Annotated in this window: 15 protein-coding genes; 11 read left to right on the top strand and 4 right to left on the bottom strand. The window is 69.4% G+C overall.

What is annotated here, in order from left to right; translation table 11 throughout:
* Window positions 1-7: 7 nt before the first annotated feature.
* Complete coding sequence (locus D7I44_RS16840; protein WP_120790548.1) at window positions 8-1,510, bottom strand: leucyl aminopeptidase; 1,503 nt, start codon at window positions 1,508-1,510, stop codon at window positions 8-10.
* A gap of 95 nt (window positions 1,511-1,605) precedes the next feature.
* Here D7I44_RS16840 and D7I44_RS16835 point away from each other — a divergent pair, with 95 nt between their 5' ends.
* The 8 genes from D7I44_RS16835 to D7I44_RS16800 all read left to right on the top strand — a co-directional run bounded on the left by D7I44_RS16835 (window position 1,606) and on the right by D7I44_RS16800 (window position 10,116).
* Entirely contained in the window at window positions 1,606-2,541 is a 936-nt protein-coding gene (locus D7I44_RS16835; protein WP_120790547.1) for a proteasome assembly chaperone family protein, read from the top strand.
* On the top strand, window positions 2,542-3,861 hold the full coding sequence (locus D7I44_RS16830) for an MFS transporter (RefSeq protein WP_120790546.1): 1,320 nt from the start codon (window positions 2,542-2,544) through the stop codon (window positions 3,859-3,861).
* A gap of 147 nt (window positions 3,862-4,008) precedes the next feature.
* A complete protein-coding gene (locus D7I44_RS16825; RefSeq protein ID WP_120790545.1) occupies window positions 4,009-5,262 on the top strand; it encodes an RNA polymerase sigma factor in 1,254 nt (417 codons plus the stop codon).
* A gap of 5 nt (window positions 5,263-5,267) precedes the next feature.
* Window positions 5,268-5,987, top strand: coding sequence for a coenzyme F420-0:L-glutamate ligase (locus tag D7I44_RS16820; RefSeq protein WP_120790544.1), 720 nt, complete (start codon window positions 5,268-5,270; stop codon window positions 5,985-5,987).
* Entirely contained in the window at window positions 5,984-7,330 is a 1,347-nt protein-coding gene (locus D7I44_RS16815; RefSeq protein ID WP_120790543.1) for a MurT ligase domain-containing protein, read from the top strand. Before D7I44_RS16820 ends, D7I44_RS16815 begins: the two co-directional genes overlap by 4 nt.
* Window positions 7,323-8,066, top strand: coding sequence for a hypothetical protein (locus tag D7I44_RS16810; protein ID WP_120790542.1), 744 nt, complete (start codon window positions 7,323-7,325; stop codon window positions 8,064-8,066). The genes D7I44_RS16815 and D7I44_RS16810 overlap by 8 nt, the downstream gene beginning before the upstream one ends.
* Entirely contained in the window at window positions 8,066-9,022 is a 957-nt protein-coding gene (locus D7I44_RS16805; protein WP_162940343.1) for an alanine racemase, read from the top strand. The genes D7I44_RS16810 and D7I44_RS16805 overlap by 1 nt, the downstream gene beginning before the upstream one ends.
* Window positions 9,019-10,116: an alanine racemase gene (locus D7I44_RS16800; protein WP_120790540.1), complete on the top strand. Its 1,098-nt coding sequence runs from the start codon at window positions 9,019-9,021 to the stop codon at window positions 10,114-10,116. The genes D7I44_RS16805 and D7I44_RS16800 overlap by 4 nt, the downstream gene beginning before the upstream one ends.
* Before the next feature lie 44 nt (window positions 10,117-10,160).
* Here the strand turns inward: D7I44_RS16800 and D7I44_RS16795 are convergent, their stop codons facing one another.
* Entirely contained in the window at window positions 10,161-10,388 is a 228-nt protein-coding gene (locus tag D7I44_RS16795) for a DUF7455 domain-containing protein (RefSeq protein ID WP_120790539.1), read from the bottom strand.
* 163 nt (window positions 10,389-10,551) lie between these two features.
* Between D7I44_RS16795 and D7I44_RS16790 the strand changes: the two genes are divergently transcribed.
* Window positions 10,552-12,639: a DNA gyrase/topoisomerase IV subunit B gene (locus D7I44_RS16790; protein WP_120790538.1), complete on the top strand. Its 2,088-nt coding sequence runs from the start codon at window positions 10,552-10,554 to the stop codon at window positions 12,637-12,639.
* Between the two features lie 135 nt (window positions 12,640-12,774).
* Here the strand turns inward: D7I44_RS16790 and D7I44_RS16785 are convergent, their stop codons facing one another.
* Window positions 12,775-15,330 carry a DNA gyrase/topoisomerase IV subunit A gene (locus D7I44_RS16785; RefSeq protein ID WP_425459317.1) on the bottom strand — a complete coding sequence of 852 codons (2,556 nt, stop codon included), beginning with the start codon at window positions 15,328-15,330 and terminating at the stop codon, window positions 12,775-12,777.
* Window positions 15,331-15,364: 34 nt separating this feature from the next.
* Between D7I44_RS16785 and D7I44_RS16780 the strand changes: the two genes are divergently transcribed.
* Window positions 15,365-16,507 (top strand): alkaline phosphatase family protein, encoded by a 1,143-nt coding sequence (locus D7I44_RS16780; RefSeq protein ID WP_120790536.1) that lies wholly within the window; start codon window positions 15,365-15,367, stop codon window positions 16,505-16,507.
* On the opposite strand, the gene sepH is transcribed toward D7I44_RS16780, so the two are convergent.
* Window positions 16,504-17,541, bottom strand: a complete 1,038-nt coding sequence (sepH, locus tag D7I44_RS16775) for a septation protein SepH (protein WP_120790535.1) — start codon at window positions 17,539-17,541, stop codon at window positions 16,504-16,506. The two genes, D7I44_RS16780 and sepH, sit on opposite strands and share 4 nt — an antisense overlap.
* A gap of 205 nt (window positions 17,542-17,746) precedes the next feature.
* Here sepH and D7I44_RS16770 point away from each other — a divergent pair, with 205 nt between their 5' ends.
* A complete protein-coding gene (locus D7I44_RS16770; RefSeq protein WP_162940342.1) occupies window positions 17,747-18,037 on the top strand; it encodes a DUF4193 domain-containing protein in 291 nt (96 codons plus the stop codon).
* The last annotated feature ends 13 nt before the right edge of the window (window positions 18,038-18,050 follow it).

Raw genomic sequence — 18,050 nt, 5'->3', positions numbered from 1 at the left:
CGCGACCCTAGCCGACCGTGCTCGCCGCGGCGGCGAGCCGCTCAGCGTGGCGCACGAGCAGGCGCACGGCGACGCCCGTGCCGCCCTTGCCGGTGAAGCCGTACGGGCCGCCCTTGTTCTCCTCGGAGCCGGCGATGTCGAGGTGCGCCCACGGAATCCGGGGCGCGTCGTCGCCGTCGGCCTGCGCGCCGACGAACTCGCGCAGGAAGACGCCGGCCAGCAGCATCCCCCCTGCGGCGACGCCGGGGTTCGCGTTCGCGAGGTCCGCTATTCCCGAATTGATGGTCGCGCGCAGCTCGTCCGGCAGCGGCATCGGCCAGAGCAGCTCGCCCGAGTCGGCTGCAGCCGCGCGCAGTTCGTCGACGAGGCCGTCGTCACCCATGACCGCGGAGTACCGCACGCCGAGCGCCGTCACCTTGGCGCCGGTCAGTGTCGCGACGTCGATGAGCTGGTCAGGGTGCTCCTCGCTGGCTGCGACGAGCCCGTCCGCCATGACGAGCCGCCCCTCTGCGTCGGTGTTCAGCACCTCGACGGTCTTCCCGCCGCGGATGCGCAGCACGTCCCCCGGGCGAATGGCAGCGCCGGAGGGCATGTTCTCTGCGAGACACAGCCACGCGGTGACCCGCACGGGCAGCTCGAGCTCGGCGACCGCGCGCACTGCGGCGAGCGCGACCGCCGCACCCGTCATGTCGCCCTTCATGCCGATCATGCCGGTGGGCGGCTTGAGCGACAGGCCGCCCGAGTCGAAGGTGATGCCCTTGCCGACCAGCGCCAGGTGCTGGGTCGCGCCGACGGGGGAGTAGCTCAGCTTGGCGAGGCGGGGCCCGCGCGTCGACCCCTGGCCGACCCCCAGGATGCCGCCGAAGCCCTCGTCCGCGAGCGCCTGCTCGTCCCACACCTGCACCGCGACCGGCAGGTGGCCCACCGCTTCACGGGCCGCGTGCACGAAGGTTTCGGGGTACAGGTCGAGGGGCGGCTGGTTGAAGAGGTCCTTGACGAGCGCCACCGCGTCGGCGTCGACCCTGGCGCGGGTGAGCGCGGCTGCGGCATCCGCCACCCCGCTCACCACCTGGATGCGCGCGACCGGCGTCTTCGCGCCCGCCTTGCTCGCCGTGCGATACACGTCGTAGGAGTAGGAGCCGAGCGCGGCGCCGGCCAGCACGGCAGGCAGCAGCTCGTCATCGGCGGTCAGGGCGAGGGCGACGGATGCCGCACCGGCAAGCTGCCGCACAGCCGAACCGGCCGCCGCCCGCACCCCGTCCGCCGTCACGCTCTTCCCGAGACCGATCACGGCGATCGCACGGCCGTCGACAGCGAGCCGCGCGAGCTCGTCGGCACCGCCGCCGAAGCCGACCAACGGAAGCTGCTCGGCGACCGCCCTGACCAGCTCTGGGGCGAGTTCCGCGCCGACGACGGTCGGTGCGGGCTTGTCGGCCGTCGCGGCGAACACCAGGATCTCGGCGTCGGCTACGGCCACCTCGGGAACGATGATGAGCTCAGCTGCGGTCATGCGAAAAACCCTATCGACGTACGCGGCCGGCCCTGTTCGCTCTGGGCATCACCCACCGCCCCGAGCCGTGCGCACCCCGCGCCTACAGTTGAAGAATGCGCAACCCCCGCGAACTCTACGAGCTCACCGCCGCCGCGATGGACGTGCCGGCCGGGCTTCCGCTCGTGGGCGGTCTGACGGGGTTCGCCGACGCAGGCGGGACGGTTTCGCAGCTCGGCGCATACACGCTTGAGAACCTGCCGAGGCACGAGCTGATCGCGCTGTTCGACAACGACATCCTGCTCGACTACCGAGCGCGCAGACCGACCTTCACGTTCGAGCAGGACCACCTCACCGACTACGCGCCGCCGAAGCTCGCCCTCTACCTCGTCGACGACGAGGTCGGGCGGCCGTTCCTGTTCCTGCACGGCTACGAGCCCGACTTCGAATGGGAGGCGTTCAGCGCCGCCGTCATCGGCCTCATCGAGACGCTCGAGGTCTCGAGCACGACGTGGGTGCACGCGATCCCGATGCCGGTGCCCCACACCCGGCCGCTGTCGGTGACGGTGAGCGGCAACAACGCCGAGCTGATCGAGCAGCTCTCGGCGTGGCGGCCGCGCACGCAGGCGCCGGCGACCGCCATGCACCTGATCGAGTACCGCCTCACCGAGCGCGAGCACCTGACGACCGGGTTCGTCGTGCTCGTTCCGCACTACCTCGGTGACACCGAATACCCGGCGGCGCTGATCACGGCGCTGCAGAGCATCGCCGCATCGACGGGTCTCGTGTTCCCCACCGACTTCCTGCGCGACGACGACCGCGACTTCGTCGCCAACATCAACGAGCAGGTGCAGAGCAACCAGGAGCTCGAGCGGTTGGTCGGCGCGCTCGAGGAGCGGCACGACACGTATATGCAGGACAACCCGATCAAGCGCGGGCTGGCGGATGCCGGCAACCTGCCGTCGGCCGACGAGATCGCCGCCGAGCTGGAGCAGTTCCTGGCGCACCAGCGCCGCCACGGCAAGGACGACGCAGGCGATAGCCTTGACTGAGTGAGCCGCCGCGGAGCCCTGGTCTATGCGACCGGGCTCTTCGCGTATCTGGTGGCCATCACCCAGCGGACGACCATCGGCGTCGCCGGCGTCAGCGCCACCGAGCGATTCCATGCGAGCGCCGCCGTGCTGTCGATGCTCGCCGTGCTCCAGCTCGTCGTCTACGCAGGGGCGCAGATCCCGTTCGGGGTGCTGCTCGACCGGTTCGGCCCGCGCCGCATGATGATCGGGGGTCTCGGCGTCATGGCCGTCGGCCAGGTCGTCGTCGCGCTCTCGCCGAACATCGGCGACGCCATCGTCGGCCGCGTGCTCGTCGGCGCGGGCGACGCGACGGTGTTCCTGTCCGTGATCCGGCTCGTGAGCTCGTGGTTCCCCGGCCGCAGGGTGCCCGTCGCGGTGCAGTGGGTCAGCAACGTCGGCCAGCTCGGCCAGGTGCTCTCGGCTGTGCCGTTCGCGGCGATCCTGCACGAGGCGGGGTGGACGCCCGCATTCCTCTCAGCCGCGGCATTCGTCGTGCTCGGGGTGGTGCTCGTCACGACCCTGGTCGTCGACCGTCCGGCCGATGCGGTCGAGGGTCCGCGCCCCGAGAACTGGACCCAGTCGCTGCGACAGCTGGGGGAGAGCCTCAAGATGCCGGGCACGCAGCTCGGCTTCTGGTCGCATTTCGTCACCATGAGCCCGATGACGATGTTCACGCTGATGTGGGGGCTGCCGTTTCTCGTCTTCGGGCTCGGCTACCCCCGAGCCGAGGCATCCGTCCTTCTCATCGTTCCGGTCGTCGCCGGCATGGTCGTGGGGCCGATCCTCGGCGTGCTCACCGGGCGCCACCCGCTGCGCCGATCGAACATCGTTCTCATGGTGGTCGCGGCCATGGCGGCGATCTGGGCCGTCATGCTGCTCTGGCCGGGGAAGCCGCCGTTCGCCGTCGTTGTGCTGATGCTCGTGATCGTCGGGATCGGCGGCCCGGGCTCTGCGATCGGATTCGACTTCGCGCGCACCTCGAATCCGCTGCACGCCCTCGGCTCGGCGAACGGGGTCGTCAATGTCGGCGGCTTCAGCGCCAGCTTCGTCATGATCTACGTCATCGGGTCGCTGCTCGACCTCGCCCATTCGCATTTCGGACAGCCGATGTACTCGCTCGCGTCCTTCCGCGTCGCGTTCCTCATCGTGTTCGCCGTGCTGGCGGTCGGGCTGGTCGGCGTCGTGCGGGCGAGGCGCCGCACGCGGGCGCGGATGCTGGACGAAGAGGGAATACGCGTGGCCCCGATCTGGGTTGCACTGAATGATGCATGGGCTCGCCGAAAGGCCGCGCGGGGCTGACGCTCGCCACCCGGCGCCTGTGCCATACTTGAAGCTCAGGACCCGTTCATGTTCGCGGGGCGCCAGCTGAATGACAGCGGTGCCGTCACCACCCGGACTTGACATGGGCCTTTGTAATGTCCGCAATACGGACGGAAGGTGACGACCATGGCCGCTAAGACTGCCGCGAAGACCCCTGCCACCGCGAAGAAGACGACGACCGCGAAGGCGGCGACCGCGACCAAGCGCACCAGCACCAAGAAGGCTGCTGCGAACGACGAGGCCGAGAACGAGGAAGAGCTCGACGAGGGCGACGCGCCCGAGACCGAGGTTGTGGTCGAGGCCGCGCCTGCGGCCGAAGAGAACGACGACTCCGAGGAATCCGACGAGGCTGAAGAGAAGCCGGCCGCTCCCGAGATGACCGAGCCGCTGCCCACTGGCGCGATCGTGCTGCGTGCGGCCGACGAGGACGACGACGTCCCCGTCTACTCGACCACCATCACGGGCGCCACCGCCGACCCGGTGAAGGACTACCTGAAGCAGATCGGAAAGGTCGCGCTGCTCAACGCCGAGCAGGAGGTCGAGCTCGCGATGCGCATCGAGGCCGGCCTGTTCGCCGAAGAGAAGCTGTCGCACATGGACGACAAGGAGAAGCGCACCCAGCTGGGTCGCGAGCTCACCTGGGTCGCCCGTGACGGCCAGCGCGCCAAGAGCCACCTCCTGGGCGCGAACCTGCGCCTCGTCGTCTCGCTCGCCAAGCGCTACACCGGCCGCGGCATGCAGTTCCTGGACCTGATCCAGGAAGGCAACCTGGGCCTCATCCGCGCCGTCGAGAAGTTCGACTACACCAAGGGCTTCAAGTTCTCGACCTACGCCACGTGGTGGATCCGCCAGGCGATCACCCGCGCCATGGCCGACCAGGCCCGCACCATCCGCATCCCGGTGCACATGGTCGAGGTCATCAACAAGCTCGCCCGCGTGCAGCGCCAGATGCTGCAGGACCTGGGCCGCGAGCCCACGCCGGAAGAACTGAGCCGCGAGCTCGACATGACGCCCGAGAAGGTCGTCGAGGTGCAGAAGTACGGCCGCGAGCCGATCTCCCTGCACACCCCGCTCGGCGAAGACGGCGACAGCGAGTTCGGCGACCTCATCGAGGACACCGAGGCGGTCGTGCCGGCCGACGCCGTCGGCTTCACGATGCTGCAGAAGCAGCTCGAGAGCCTGCTCGACTCGCTCTCCGAGCGCGAGGCGGGCGTGATCCGCATGCGCTTCGGCCTCGGTGACGGCCAGCCGAAGACGCTCGACCAGATCGGCGACACCTTCGGCGTGACGCGCGAGCGCATCCGCCAGATCGAGTCCAAGACCATGGCCAAGCTGCGTCACCCCTCGCGGTCGCAGTCGCTGCGCGACTACCTGGAGTAAGCCGGATGGACTTCTTTGCGAACGACGGCAAGCAGGTCGAGGTCGTCGTCGGTGGCGCGAGCTATCCGCGGCACACGATCAAGACGCACTTCATCGAGCCGAACGAGTCGTACCTCGGGCTGATCGAGCGGTACGTGCTGCCGCACTTCGAGCGGGGCGACGTGCTGTTCTCCGCGTCGAAGATCGTCTCCATCGCGAGCGGCAACGTCATCGACCCTGACAGCCTCAAGGTCGGCCGGCTCGCGAAGTGGCTGTCGTCGAAGGTCGACGCCGACCCCGTGAAGGGCGCGGGAGTGGGCGTTCCGCTCAAGATGCAGTACGCCATCGACACCGTCGGCGTGCCCCGCATCCTGCTCGGCGCCGCCGCCGCGGTCATCGGCAAGGTGATCTTCCGCCGCAAGGGCTGGTTCTACGTCGTCACCGGGCCGAAGGTCGTGGGCATCGACGGCCTCGGCGACGACTACGGCAACCCCGACGAGTTCCACCGTCAGGGCATCCCGCTGCCCGACAACGCGCAGGAGCTGTGCGACGAGGTGCTCGTCAAGCTCGGTGTGCCGCTTGTGATCACCGACACGAACGACTTCGGCGGAAGCCTGCTCGGCGCCTCGAAGTCGTTGCTCGCCCTCAAGACCAAGGCCGAGCTGAACGAGTTCATCCGCGACAACCCTTACGGCCAGGGCCATCAGCAGACGCCGTTCGTGATCGTCAAGGGAGCGACTGCATGAGCGCGAGGGATGCTTTCGCATTCCTCGTCGGCAAGGCAGCGCTCGTCGGCCTCAGGGCGATCGGCCGACCCGGCTACCACATCCCCGGCGCGCTGGCCTTCCGCATCTCGCCGTCGGTGCTGAGCTACATCCGCAAGCCGGCCAGGGTCGTCTTCGTCACCGGGACCAACGGCAAGTCGACGACGACCGCGCTCGTGCAGCAGGTGGTCGCGGCCTCCGGGCAGACGGTCGCGTACAACACCGAGTCGAACAACCAGCCCGGCATCGTCGCGAGCCTCTTGCGGTACACGTCGTTCTTCAACCGGCCGAAGGCCGACGTGCTGGTGCTCGAGGTCGCCGAAGAGGCGCTGTCGAAGATCGTCCCGGTCATCCACCCGCAGCATCTGCTGCTCACGAACGTCCAGAAGGACGTTCCGCAGGTGAACCAGAGCCCCAACTACATCCGCGACCGGATCGCCGAGGTCATCACGGCCGACATGACCCTGCTCGTCAACAACGACGACCCCGACGTCTCGTCGATCGGCGCGAAGTGGCAGCGAGTGCGCAGCTACGGTCTTCCACGGAACAGCTACAGCGCGGAGCCGCGCGTCTCGCGCTTCTCCATCTCACGACCCTGCCCGGTCTGCTCGGGCACGCTCGTGTTCGACTACGAGAACATGCCGAGCATCGGGCGGTTCCACTGCACGAAGTGCGGCTTCGCGTCGAAGGCAGAGACCGACTACACGGTCGACGGGTTCGACCTCGACGCGGGCACGGTCACCATCGGCGGGCGCTCCTTCCCGATGCACTACCGGGCGATCCACTTCGTCTACGACTATCTGCTCGCGTACTCGTACGCGAAGGAACTCGGCATCGACGACGACGCGATCGCTCGCGCCTTCGACTCCTTCGTCAACATCCAGGGGCGCCTCGAAGACACCGAGATCGCCGGGAAGACCGTGCACTACGCGCGCTTCAAGCAGGAGACCCCCGACACGCTCGCGCTCGCGATCGAGAACATCCGCCGCGACCCGAAGCCGAAGACCGTCGCCGTCGGCCTGAACATCGTCGAGAACGCGTGGGGTCCGAAGACCGCGAACACCGCGTACGGCTTCGACGTCGACTTCTCGCGCCTTGCCGACGCCAACGTCGAGAAGTTCGTGTGCATCGGCGACGTCGTCGCGCACGACACCGCGAACATCCTGCGATACGCCGGCGTACCCCGCGACAAGATCTCCGTCGTCGCCACCGACGACCCGGTCGTGACCGCCAAGGCGCTGCTGGCCGAGCCCGCGAAGGACCTCTATCTGCTGACGCTGCTGCACCACTATCAGGAGGTCCGGAAGGCGATGACCGATGAGTGACGGCGCGCGCCCCACGCTGACCGTCAACTGGATGTTCCCGGACCAGCTGTGGCTCAACGGCGACCGCGGCAACCTCATGGCCCTCGACCGCCTCGGCGGGCAGCTCGGCTTCGACGTCGTGCTCAACCGCATCGACGACGTGTCGACCGCGGTGCCCGCCGATCTCGCCGTGTTCGGGTCGGGCGATCTCGAAGTGCTCGCGTCGTTGGCTGCCGACGGAGAAGCCCTGCGCGCCTTCCTGGCATCCAGCCGCCGCATCGTCGTCTTCGGCACGTCCATTGCGCTGTTCGCGCGCACGACGGCGCGCGTCTCGCACCCGGGTTTCGCCGGCCTCGGGCTGCTTCCGGGCGATGCCGTCGAACGCCCGACCGACCGCCACGTCTACGGCGACGACCTGCTCGTCCAGTACGCACCGGGCTCGGCACACCCCGACGCGGCCGGCGTCTACGTCAAGACGCTCTCCGTCACGCTGGACGCCGGCGTGACCCCGTTCGGCAGAGTGCTGTTCGGCCTCGACAACACGGCGAAGCTGAACAACCAGGGCGACGACGGCGCACGCCACGGCTCGCTGATCTGGACCAACCTGCTCGGCCCGGCGTTCGTGCGGAACCCCTGGCTCGCGCGCTCCATGGTCGAGGACGTGCTCGGGCCGCTGCCGGGGGAGCTGGACGGCGAATGGGAGCTCGAGCTGGCCTCGCTCGACGCCACCCGCCGATTCGTCGCCGGCAAGCGCTGATGGCAGCAGGAAAGCGGCACGTCGCCTTCCGCGAGGCGTCGATCGATCTCACCGTGCTCGCCGCCAACGTCGCGCGCTTCCGCGAGCTGACGGACGGCGCGCCGCTGCTCGTCGACGTCGGCGCGGATGCCTGGGGCCACGGCCTCGAGGTCGTCGTTCCCGCCCTCACCGAACTCGGCGCTCAGGCCTTCGTGGTCGCCCGCCTCGATGAAGCCGAACGGGTGCGCGCTCTCGCCTCCGAGACCCTCGTCGTCACGACGCAGCACAGTGCCGACGAGGACTTCCGCCGTGCGGCGGCGCTCGGCGTCGCGCCCCGGGTTCATTCGCTCGGCGAATACGAGCGCGCGGCTGACGGCGGCGTCACCGGCGTGGTGCTCGCCGAAGAGGACGGCGACGGGCTTCCCGGGCTGGCGCCCGCCGAGCTCGACGACGCCCTCGCCGATGCGGCCCAGCGGGGCATCGCCGCCGTTGTGGACTCCGCGTTCCCCGTCGTCGGCGCCGAGCTCTTCGGCGTCAGCGAAGACAGCGCGGACCTCGCCCCCGATTTCCGCCCCGTTCTGCGCCTCTGGGCGCCGATCGCCGCCACCAAGCGGGTCGGCGCCGACGAAGGGGTGAGCTACGGCTACACCTACCGCACCCGCACCCAGACCACCCTGGCGCTTGTGACACTCGGCTATGCGGACGGGCTCACGCGCGCAGGAGGCAACCGGGTCGACGCATCCGTCGACGGCGCGCGCCACACGATCGCCGGCCGGGTCGCGATGGATGCCTTCATGCTCGATCTCGGCGACGTCGACGCCCCTGCGCTCGGCACCGAGGCGACCGTGCTCGGCGACGCGCGCCGCGGCGAACCGACCGCGCATCAGCACGCGCAGGCGCTCGGCACCCACAGCGCCGAGATCACCACCCGGTTGAGCTCGCGGCCCCGCCGCCACCCCGCGGGGGAGGAGCGATGACCGGGTCCCTCGTCGAAGCCGTCATCGACCTCGGCGCGCTCGACGCCAACATCGCGCACCTGCGCCGGGCTGTCGCGCCGGCCGAGCTGATGGTCGTCGTCAAGGCCGACGCCTACGGCCACGGCCGGGTGCGCGTCGCACAGCAGGCGATCGAAAGCGGCATCCGCGCGATCGGCGCTCTCGACCTCGACACGGCGCTCGAGCTGCGCGCCGCCGGCATCGGTGACGAGGTCGCGGTGCTCTCGTGGCTCTACCCGCCCGGGCAGGACTTCGCCGACGCGATCGCCGCGCACGTCGACCTCGGCGTCTCGAGCATTCCGGAGCTCACCGCCATCACGGATGCCGCGCGCGAGCTCTCCGGCACGGCCGGGTTTGTTCCACCCCGGTTGCACCTGAAGCTCGACACCGGCCTGCACCGCAACGGTGCCACGACCGACGATTGGCCGGCGCTCGTGGCCGGCGCGGTCGAGGCCGAGCGGGCGGGCCTCGTGCGCACCTTCGCGGCGTGGACTCACATCGCCGAGGCCTCGGAGGACGAGGACACGATCGCTCTCGAGCGCTTCCTCGATGGCGTCTCCGTCGCCCGCGACCTCGGCGCCACGATCGATGTGCGCCACCTCGCCGCGAGCTCGGCCGGGCTTCGGCGCGAAGACGTGCGCCTCGACCTCGTCCGCATGGGCGGCCACTGCTGGGGCATCCCGTCGTTCGACGGCGTCACGCCGGCCGAGATCGGCCTGACGCCCGTTATGACTCTGCGCGCACAGGTGCTCGCCGTGCGCGAGACCGGCGACGATCGCGCCGAGGCGTATGTCAGCGCCGGCTACGGCGACGGCGTGCCGCGCAATGTCGCGGGGAGCTGCGCCGTCGCGGTGCGCGGCGTGCAGCATCCGATCGTGCGCGTCGAGCGGGACCATCTCGTGATCGCGGTCGCCCCCGGCGCCGAGCTCGGGCAGGGCGACGCCGCTGTGCTGTTCGGCGCCGGCGCCGAGGGCGAGCAGACGGTGCGCCAATGGGGGGACCTCTCGGGCACGCTCGGCGACGAGATCACGACGCGCATCGCCGCGCGTGTTCCGCGCCGCTACCTCGAGGCATAGAGAAAGGGCCAGGCTTCCGCCTGGCCCCACGTCTCTTCCGGTGCTTACGCGCGCGAGTCCTCAAGGAGTCGAGCCGACTCGTCGTGCCAGCTCTCGGCGATCGCCTCGAGCTTCTCTTGGTGCTTCTTCGCGTGGTGAGCGCAGAACAGCAGCTCGGTGCCGTTCACCGTGGCCCGCACGTACGCCTGGGCGCCGCACGCGTCACAGCGGTCGGCCGCGGTCAGCTGCGGCTCCGCCCGGAGGTCGTCGTTCGGTGTGGTGTTGAGCGACATTTCGAGAACCTCCTACGTAGCGAACCGCTTGTCGTTGCAACCCAGTGAAACACGGACTGCTGATAAATCGCGCCTTGTGCTGCGCATTTCGCTCGCGGCGTACGAGCTGCGCCGACAGGGTGTCGTCAGGCGTGCACTGCTTTCGGTTCGTAGTCTTGAACACGTGGGAAGTGCCGATTATTCTGCGAGACACCTGTCAGTCCTCGAAGGGCTGGAGGCGGTGCGCAAGCGCCCAGGCATGTACATCGGCTCGACCGACGAGCGCGGGCTCATGCACTGTCTGTGGGAGATCATCGACAACTCCGTCGACGAGGCGCTCGCCGGTTTCGGCGGCGGGATCGATGTCGTGCTGCACCCCGACGACAGCGTCGAGGTGCGCGACAGCGCGCGCGGCATCCCTGTCGACATCGAGCCGAAGACCGGGCTGTCGGGCGTCGAGGTGGTCTTCACGAAGCTGCACGCCGGCGGCAAGTTCGGCGGCGGCTCGTATTCCGCCTCTGGCGGCCTGCACGGGGTCGGCGCGTCGGTCGTGAACGCGCTGTCGGAGCGGCTCGACGTCGAGGTGGACCGCGACGGCAAGACCTGGGCGATGAGCTTCCACCGCGGCGAGCCCGGCGTCTTCGACGACAGGGGCAAGGCCCCGACACCGGATGCCCCGTTCACGCCGTTCGTCGCGGACAGCGAGCTGCGCGTCGTGGGCAGGGTCGCGAAGGCGAAGACCGGCACGCGCATCCGCTACTGGGCCGACCGCCAGATCTTCGGCCGCGACGCGTCCTTCCAGCCCGACGGGCTCGTCGCCCGCGCCCGCCAGACCGCCTTCCTCGTTCCTGGCCTGCGCATCGTGATCGACGATCAGCGCAGCTCCGACGGAGAGAAGACCGAGTTCCACTTCGACGGCGGCATCTCGCAGTTCGCCGATTACCTGGCGCCCGACGCGGGCGTCACCGACACGTGGCGCATCACCGGCGAGGGCCACTTCACCGAAACCGTTCCCGTGCTCAACGAGAGCGGCAACATGGTGCCCACCGAGGTGAAGCGCACCTGTGAGGTCGACATCGCCCTGCGCTGGGGCACCGGCTACGAGACCGTCATGAAGAGCTTCGTGAACATCATCGCGACGCCGAAGGGCGGCAGCCACCAGACCGGCTTCGAACAGGGTCTGATGAAGTTCTTCCGCACCCAGTTCGAACAGAACGCGCGCCGGCTCAAGATCGCCGCGACCGAGAAGCTCGAGAAGGACGACCTGTTGGCAGGCCTCACCGCCGTGCTGACCGTGCGCCTGCCGGAGCCGCAGTTCGAGGGACAGACGAAAGAGGTGCTCGGCACTCCCGCCGTGCGCAACATCGTCGCGAATGTGCTCACCAAGGGGCTCGGCGAGCGGTTCACCTCGACGAAGCGCGACGACAAGGCGCAGGCATCCGTTCTGCTCGACAAGCTCGTGGCCGAGATGAAATCGCGCATCTCCGCGCGCGCCCACAAAGAGACGCAGCGGCGCAAGAGCGCGCTCGAGTCGTCGACGCTGCCGGCCAAGCTGGTCGACTGCCGGTCGACGAACGTCGCGCAGACCGAGCTGTTCATCGTCGAGGGCGACTCGGCGCTCGGCACGGCGCGCCGCGGTCGCGACAGCGAGTACCAGGCGCTTCTGCCGATCCGCGGGAAGATCCTCAACGTGCAGCGCGCGTCGGTCTCCGACATGCTGTCGAACGCCGAATGCGCCGCGATCATCCAGGTGATCGGCGCAGGCTCCGGCCGCACCTTCGACCTCGAATCTGCACGCTACGGCAAGGTCATCATCATGTCCGACGCCGACGTCGACGGCGCCCACATCCGCACCCTGCTGCTGACGCTGTTCTTCCGCTACATGAGGCCGATGGTCGAGGCGGGGCGCGTGTTCGCGGCTGTGCCGCCGCTGCACCGCGTGCAGACGGTGGGGCGGGGCTCGCGGCAGTCCGAGACGATCTACACCTACTCGGAGGCCGAGCTGCGCGCCGTCCTCGCCGACCTGAAGAAGCGCAACATCGGGTGGAAGGACCCGATTCAGCGCTACAAGGGCCTCGGCGAGATGGACGCGGACCAGCTCGCGTCGACCACGATGGACCGAGCGCATCGGATGCTTCGCCGGGTCCGCGTCTCCGACGCAGAGCAGGCCGCGAAGGTCTTCGAAATGCTCATGGGCAACGAGGTCGCCCCGCGCAAGGAGTTCATCATCGCGGGCTCCGACTCACTGTCGCGCGACCGCATCGACGCGTAACGCGCGAGGCCTTCGCGCGGCAACCCCGGCGTTCTCTCGCCTGCGCTTCGATGAGGGAACAGATTCGGTGCGATTACCCGCGAACCGAATCTGTTCCCTCATCGAAATGCCGGGAAGGGGACGTGCCGCCTGAACTCAGAAGAGCGTGTCTTCGTTATCAGCATCAGCATCAGCATCGGCGGCGACAGGGTCGGCCGGCGCCGCGGCGAGAGCAAGCGACTCCGCACCGACGGCCGCGCCGACGCTCGCGACGACGTTGTCGAGCGGCACGCCGCTCGCGTCGCGCTTGGCGAGCGCCTCGGGCAGCTGACGAGCCGAGCCGTCTGAGCCGACCGCGCGTGCCGGCTGCGGGCCGACCCAGGCGAGCGACAGCATGCCCTCGCCCTTGAGGAACGCGTGCGCGCGCACGCCGCCGGTCGCGCGGCCCTTCCCAGGGAACTCGCCGAACGCCGACACCTTGCCGCGCCCCGGGTCAGTGCCAGGCAAGGTCGCGAGCGGCACCGAGACCGTGACGACGACGTTCTCGGCGGCCGGGTCGACGACGAAGAAACCGATCGCCTTCGCCTCTCTGCCGAGGCTGATGCCTGCCATACCGCCGGCGGGCGCGCCTTGCGGACGCACGGCCGCGGCGGCGAAGTGCAGCAGCTGCGCATCGGAGGCGGCGAACACCAGCTCGCGATCGTCGGCCGCGTGAGCCACGCCGACCACCTCGTCGCCAACCTTCAACGCGATGATCTCGAAGTCGGGCCGGTTCGGCCAGGCGCCCGGCGTGACGCGCTTCACGACGCCTTGCGCGGTGCCGAGAGCGATCGGCGCGGCCTCTGCCGCGAGCGAGATGAGCGCGAGCACACGCTCGCCCTTGCCGAGGCCGCCCAGGTACTCGGCGATGCGCGCGCCGGCGGCAAGGTGGATGGCGTTGGCCGGCACCACCGGCAGATCGACGGGGGAGAAGCGGATGGCGCGCCCGCGGTTGGTGACAGCGGCGATCTCGGCGCGCGCTGTGGTGAGGAGGCTCGATAGCACGGCGTCGTGCTTCGAGCGCCGAGGCGCGACAGCCGGCGCCGCGGCGCCCTCGGGCAGGTCGACCCGAACGGTGCGACCGGTCGTCGAAAGGTAGATCACAGCCGGGGAATCCGCGATCTCGAGCGCCGGCCCCGAGGACGCCGACTTCCTGGACCCCACGGAGGCGATCGACGCCTTCGCCTCGGTGAGCAGCGTGCGACGCGGCGTGCCGAAACGCTCGGCAACGTCGTCGAGCTCGTCGGCGACGACCGTGCGGATGCGCGCGGGGGAGGCCAGGATCGCCTCGAGCTCGGCGATCTCGGCCTGCAACTGGGCCTTCTCGGTCTCGAGCTCGATGCGGCTGAACTTCGTCAAGCGGCGCAGGCGCAGCTCGAGGATGTACTCGGCCTGCAGCTGCGACAGATCGAACACGGACTGCAAGCGGGTGGATGCCTCCGCCGAGTCATCCGACGTCCTGATGACCTGGATGACCTCGTCGATGTCGAGGATCGCGATCAGCAGACCCTCGACGAGGTGCAGGCGCTCCTGCCGGCGCGCGAGCCGGAAGCGGGAGCGCCGCGTGACGACCTCGATGCGGTGGTCGAGATAGACACGCAGCAGCTCGCGCAGACCGAGGGTCTGCGGGCCGCCGTCGACCAGGGCGACGTTGTTGATCGCGAAGCCGTCTTCGAGCGGCGTGTGCTTGTACAGCTGCTCGAGCACCGCATCCGGGTTGAATCCGGTCTTGATGCCGATGACGAGCCGCAGCCCATGCTGCCGGTCGGAGAGATCGGCGACGTCGGAGATGCCCTGCAGCTTCTTCCCGTTGACGCCGTCCTTGATCTTCTCGATGACCTTCTCGGGGCCGATGAGATACGGCAGTTCGGTGATCACGAGGCCCGTCTTGCGGGCGGTGAGCTGCTCGACGCGCGCCTTCGCGCGGGTGCGGAAGCTGCCGCGGCCGGTCTCGTACGCCTCGCGGATGCCGGCGAGACCGACGATCGTGCCGCCGCCGGGCAGATCAGGGCCGGGCACGTAGGCCATGAGGTCGTCGAGCGAGGCGTCCGGGTTCTCGAGCAGGTGCTTCGCCGCGCCGACGACCTCGATCAGGTTGTGCGGCGCCATGTTGGTCGCCATGCCGACCGCGATGCCGCTCGCGCCGTTCACCAGCAGGTTGGGGATCGCCGACGGCAGCACCACCGGCTCCTGCTGCGACGAGTCGTAGTTCGACTGGAAGTCGACGGTGTCCTCGTCGATGTCGGCGGTCATCTCGAGCGAGACGGCCGCGAGGCGCGCCTCGGTGTACCGCGAGGCGGCCGGCCCGTCGTCGAGCGAGCCGAAGTTGCCATGGCCGTCGACGAGCGGCACGCGCAGCGTGAAGTCCTGCGCCATGCGCACGAGAGCGTCGTAGATGGCGCCGTCGCCGTGCGGGTGCAGCTTGCCCATCACCTCGCCGGTGACGCGCGCCGACTTCACATGGCCGCGATCGGGGCGCAGCCCCATCTCGCTCATCATGTAGAGGATGCGGCGCTGCACCGGCTTCAACCCGTCGCGCGCGTCGGGCAGAGCGCGCGCGTAGATGACCGAGTAGGCGTACTCCAGATAGGAATCCTGCATCTCGGACGAGACGTCGACGTCTTCGATGCGCTCCACGATCTCGGGCGGGGGAGTACGGTCTGCTGGGCTCAATCTGGTCCTTGCTTTTCCTGGCACACTGAAAGCCATGGCGACTCTACCGAACGCGTATTCGCAATCCGTGAGCCTCGCCGCCGTGCTCGCCAGTTGCTTCGCAGCGGTCGAGCGCGGTGCTCCGCAGCTCCCGCTGGCGCCCGTCGACGCGGCTGTCGTCGTGCTCGCCGACGGCCTCGGCGCGCTGCCGCTCAAGGCGCGTGCCGGACACGCGCGCACCATCGCGCCGCGGCTGAACCGCGCGACGACGATCGAGAGCGGGTTCCCCACGACCACCGCCGCCGCCCTCGCGACCCTCTGCACCGGCGTCTTCCCCGGGCAGCACGGCATCACCGCCTACGAGGCCGTCGATCCAGAGGCCGACCGGGTGTTCAACCACCTGAGCGGCTGGAAGACGGGGCCGGACCCTGCGACCTGGCAGCGGGTGCCGACCCTGTTCGAGACGCATGCTGCCACCGGCATCCGCTCGTATCTCGTCGGTCAGGCCCGCTACGCGGACACGCGGCTCACGCAGGCCGTGCACCGCGGCGCCGAATACGTGCCCGCGAAATCGATCGCAGAGCGGATGTCTGCCGCGATCTCGTTGGCGCGCGCGGGCCGCGCCGTGGTGTTCGTGTACGTGCCCGAGCTCGACATGGCCGCGCACCAGTACGGCTGGCAGTCCCCGGAGTGGACGGCCGCCCTCGAAGAGCTCGACGCAGGCATGGCGCAGCTCGAGCGAGGACTCGGCAAGGCCCAGGGCGCCCTGCTCACCGCCGACCACGGCATGGTCGACATCGCGGACAGCGGGAAGCTCTTCTTCGACCGCGAAGCCGAGCTGATCGAGGGTGTGCGGCACGTGGCCGGCGACTACCGCTGCGTGCAGCTGCACCTCGAACCGGGTGCGACAGCCGGCGACCTCGAGCGGCTCGCGCAGGTATGGCACGAGGCGGAGGACGACCGCGCGTGGGTCGCGACCCGTGACGAGGCGATCGCAGCGGGCTGGTTCGGGCCGAGCGGGGTCGCCGACGAGGTGCTGCCGCGCATCGGCGAGCTGCTGATCGCCGCGCGGTCACAGGTCGTCTACTACGACACCCGCAGCACGAACGCCGGCAACTGGTCGATGGTCGGCCAGCACGGCTCGTTCAGCCCCGACGAGGTCAGGGTGCCGCTGATCGGCTTCGGCGCGTTCGCCTAGGCGGAGGTGTCGTCGTCGCCGCGGGCGCCGAAGACGATCTCGTCCCAGCTGGGCATCGACGCGCGACCGCGCTTCGATGAGCCGCGCACGCCGACCGGACCGGTCTCGCGGGGGCCGAAGCCGCCCGCAGGCACGGCGATCGGGCCGGACGGATGCTCGGTCTTGGTCTGCGGGGCGTCGAGCTCGTCATCGGGCAGCAACGGCAGCTCGAGCTCGATGGGCTGCGAGTCACGGGCGGATGCCTCGCGCTCGCCGCGCCGACGACGCAGCGCCTCGAGCAGGTCTGCCGTGTTGTGCACGTCGCGCGGATGGTCATCGTCTGCGCGCTTGATCGCGCCGACCGGGACCTGAGGTGCCGCGGCCGCCGGCTCCTTCCGCACAGGCTCGACGAAGTCGAACTGGCCGGAGTCGAAGCGCGACTCGTCCGCCACGAGCGGCACCGCGCGCAGGCGCGGGATCAGTCCGGCCGGCGGCAGCTCGCCGTGCTGCGAGAGCGTGCTCGCCTCGGCGTTGGCTGGGGCGAGGTGCGCCTTGCGGGGCTCGTAGCTCCAGCGGGCGTCGTGCTCGATGTCGTCGGCGGTGAAGGTCAGCTTGACGAGCCAGCCCGCCTCCTCCTCGCGCCAGCTCGCCCAGCGCTCGGCCGTCGCGCCCAGGGCTGCGAGGCGGTCGCGGATGACGGCGCCGAAGGTCGCGTTCTCGCCGAGCACATCGACGTCGGCCGCGATGCGCACAGGAACGGCGAGAGCCTGCGCGATGATGTGCTCGCGCTCGGCGGTGATCGGGGGCTCGAAGCGCTGCACGTACTCGAGGGACGCGCCGGTCAGCTCTGCGACGTCCTCGGCGGAGAGGCCGCCGCGGATGTGAGCCTGGATCTCGCGCGGCGAGATGCGCACGCCGGAATCCTGCTGCTCGACCTTCAGCCGGCGCAGCTTCGTGAGCGCGACCTCATCGATCGCGATGCGGTACCGATCGCCGTCGTTGCTGGCCGCGATCAGGGCGCCTTCCTCGACACCGATGACCTTCAATTCCTGCATGGGATCTTCGCCTTCCGAACCGTCCGGGGACCTCGTCAGGATGCCATGCGGAATGGCCGTCAGCCGGGAATAACGCGGGCGCGCCGCGAGTTTCCCCGGGCAGCACCGGAGAGCGGCTCGAATCGGTTTGATAATCCTCGGTGCGTGATGCAGAATATCGCCGCCGATCATGCTGATCGGCGGGCAATTTCAGAAGTGGATGGGCATGGCAACCGATTACGACGCGCCAAGGAAGAACGACGACGAATCCGAATCGATCGAGGCGCTGAAGGAGCGGGTCCCGGACAAGACGTCCGCAGTCATCGACGAGGACCCCGACAACCCGGGCAGCTTCGAACTGCAGGGCGCCGACCTCTCCGACCTCGATCTCGACGTCGTCGTGCTGCCCCCGCAGGCTGACGAGTTCACGTGCGTCAGCTGCTTCCTCGTGAAGCACCGCTCCCAGTTGGATCACGAGACGAAGCTCGGACCCATCTGCATGGAGTGCGCTGCGTAAGGCAGCTTCACCG

Origin of the sequence: Gryllotalpicola protaetiae (assembly GCF_003627055.1) — a bacterium.
In the GTDB taxonomy this organism is placed as follows: Bacteria; Actinomycetota; Actinomycetes; order Actinomycetales; family Microbacteriaceae; genus Gryllotalpicola; species Gryllotalpicola protaetiae.
Note: the sequence above shows the minus strand (reverse complement) of the source record. Positions and strands in the feature narration are given on the sequence as shown.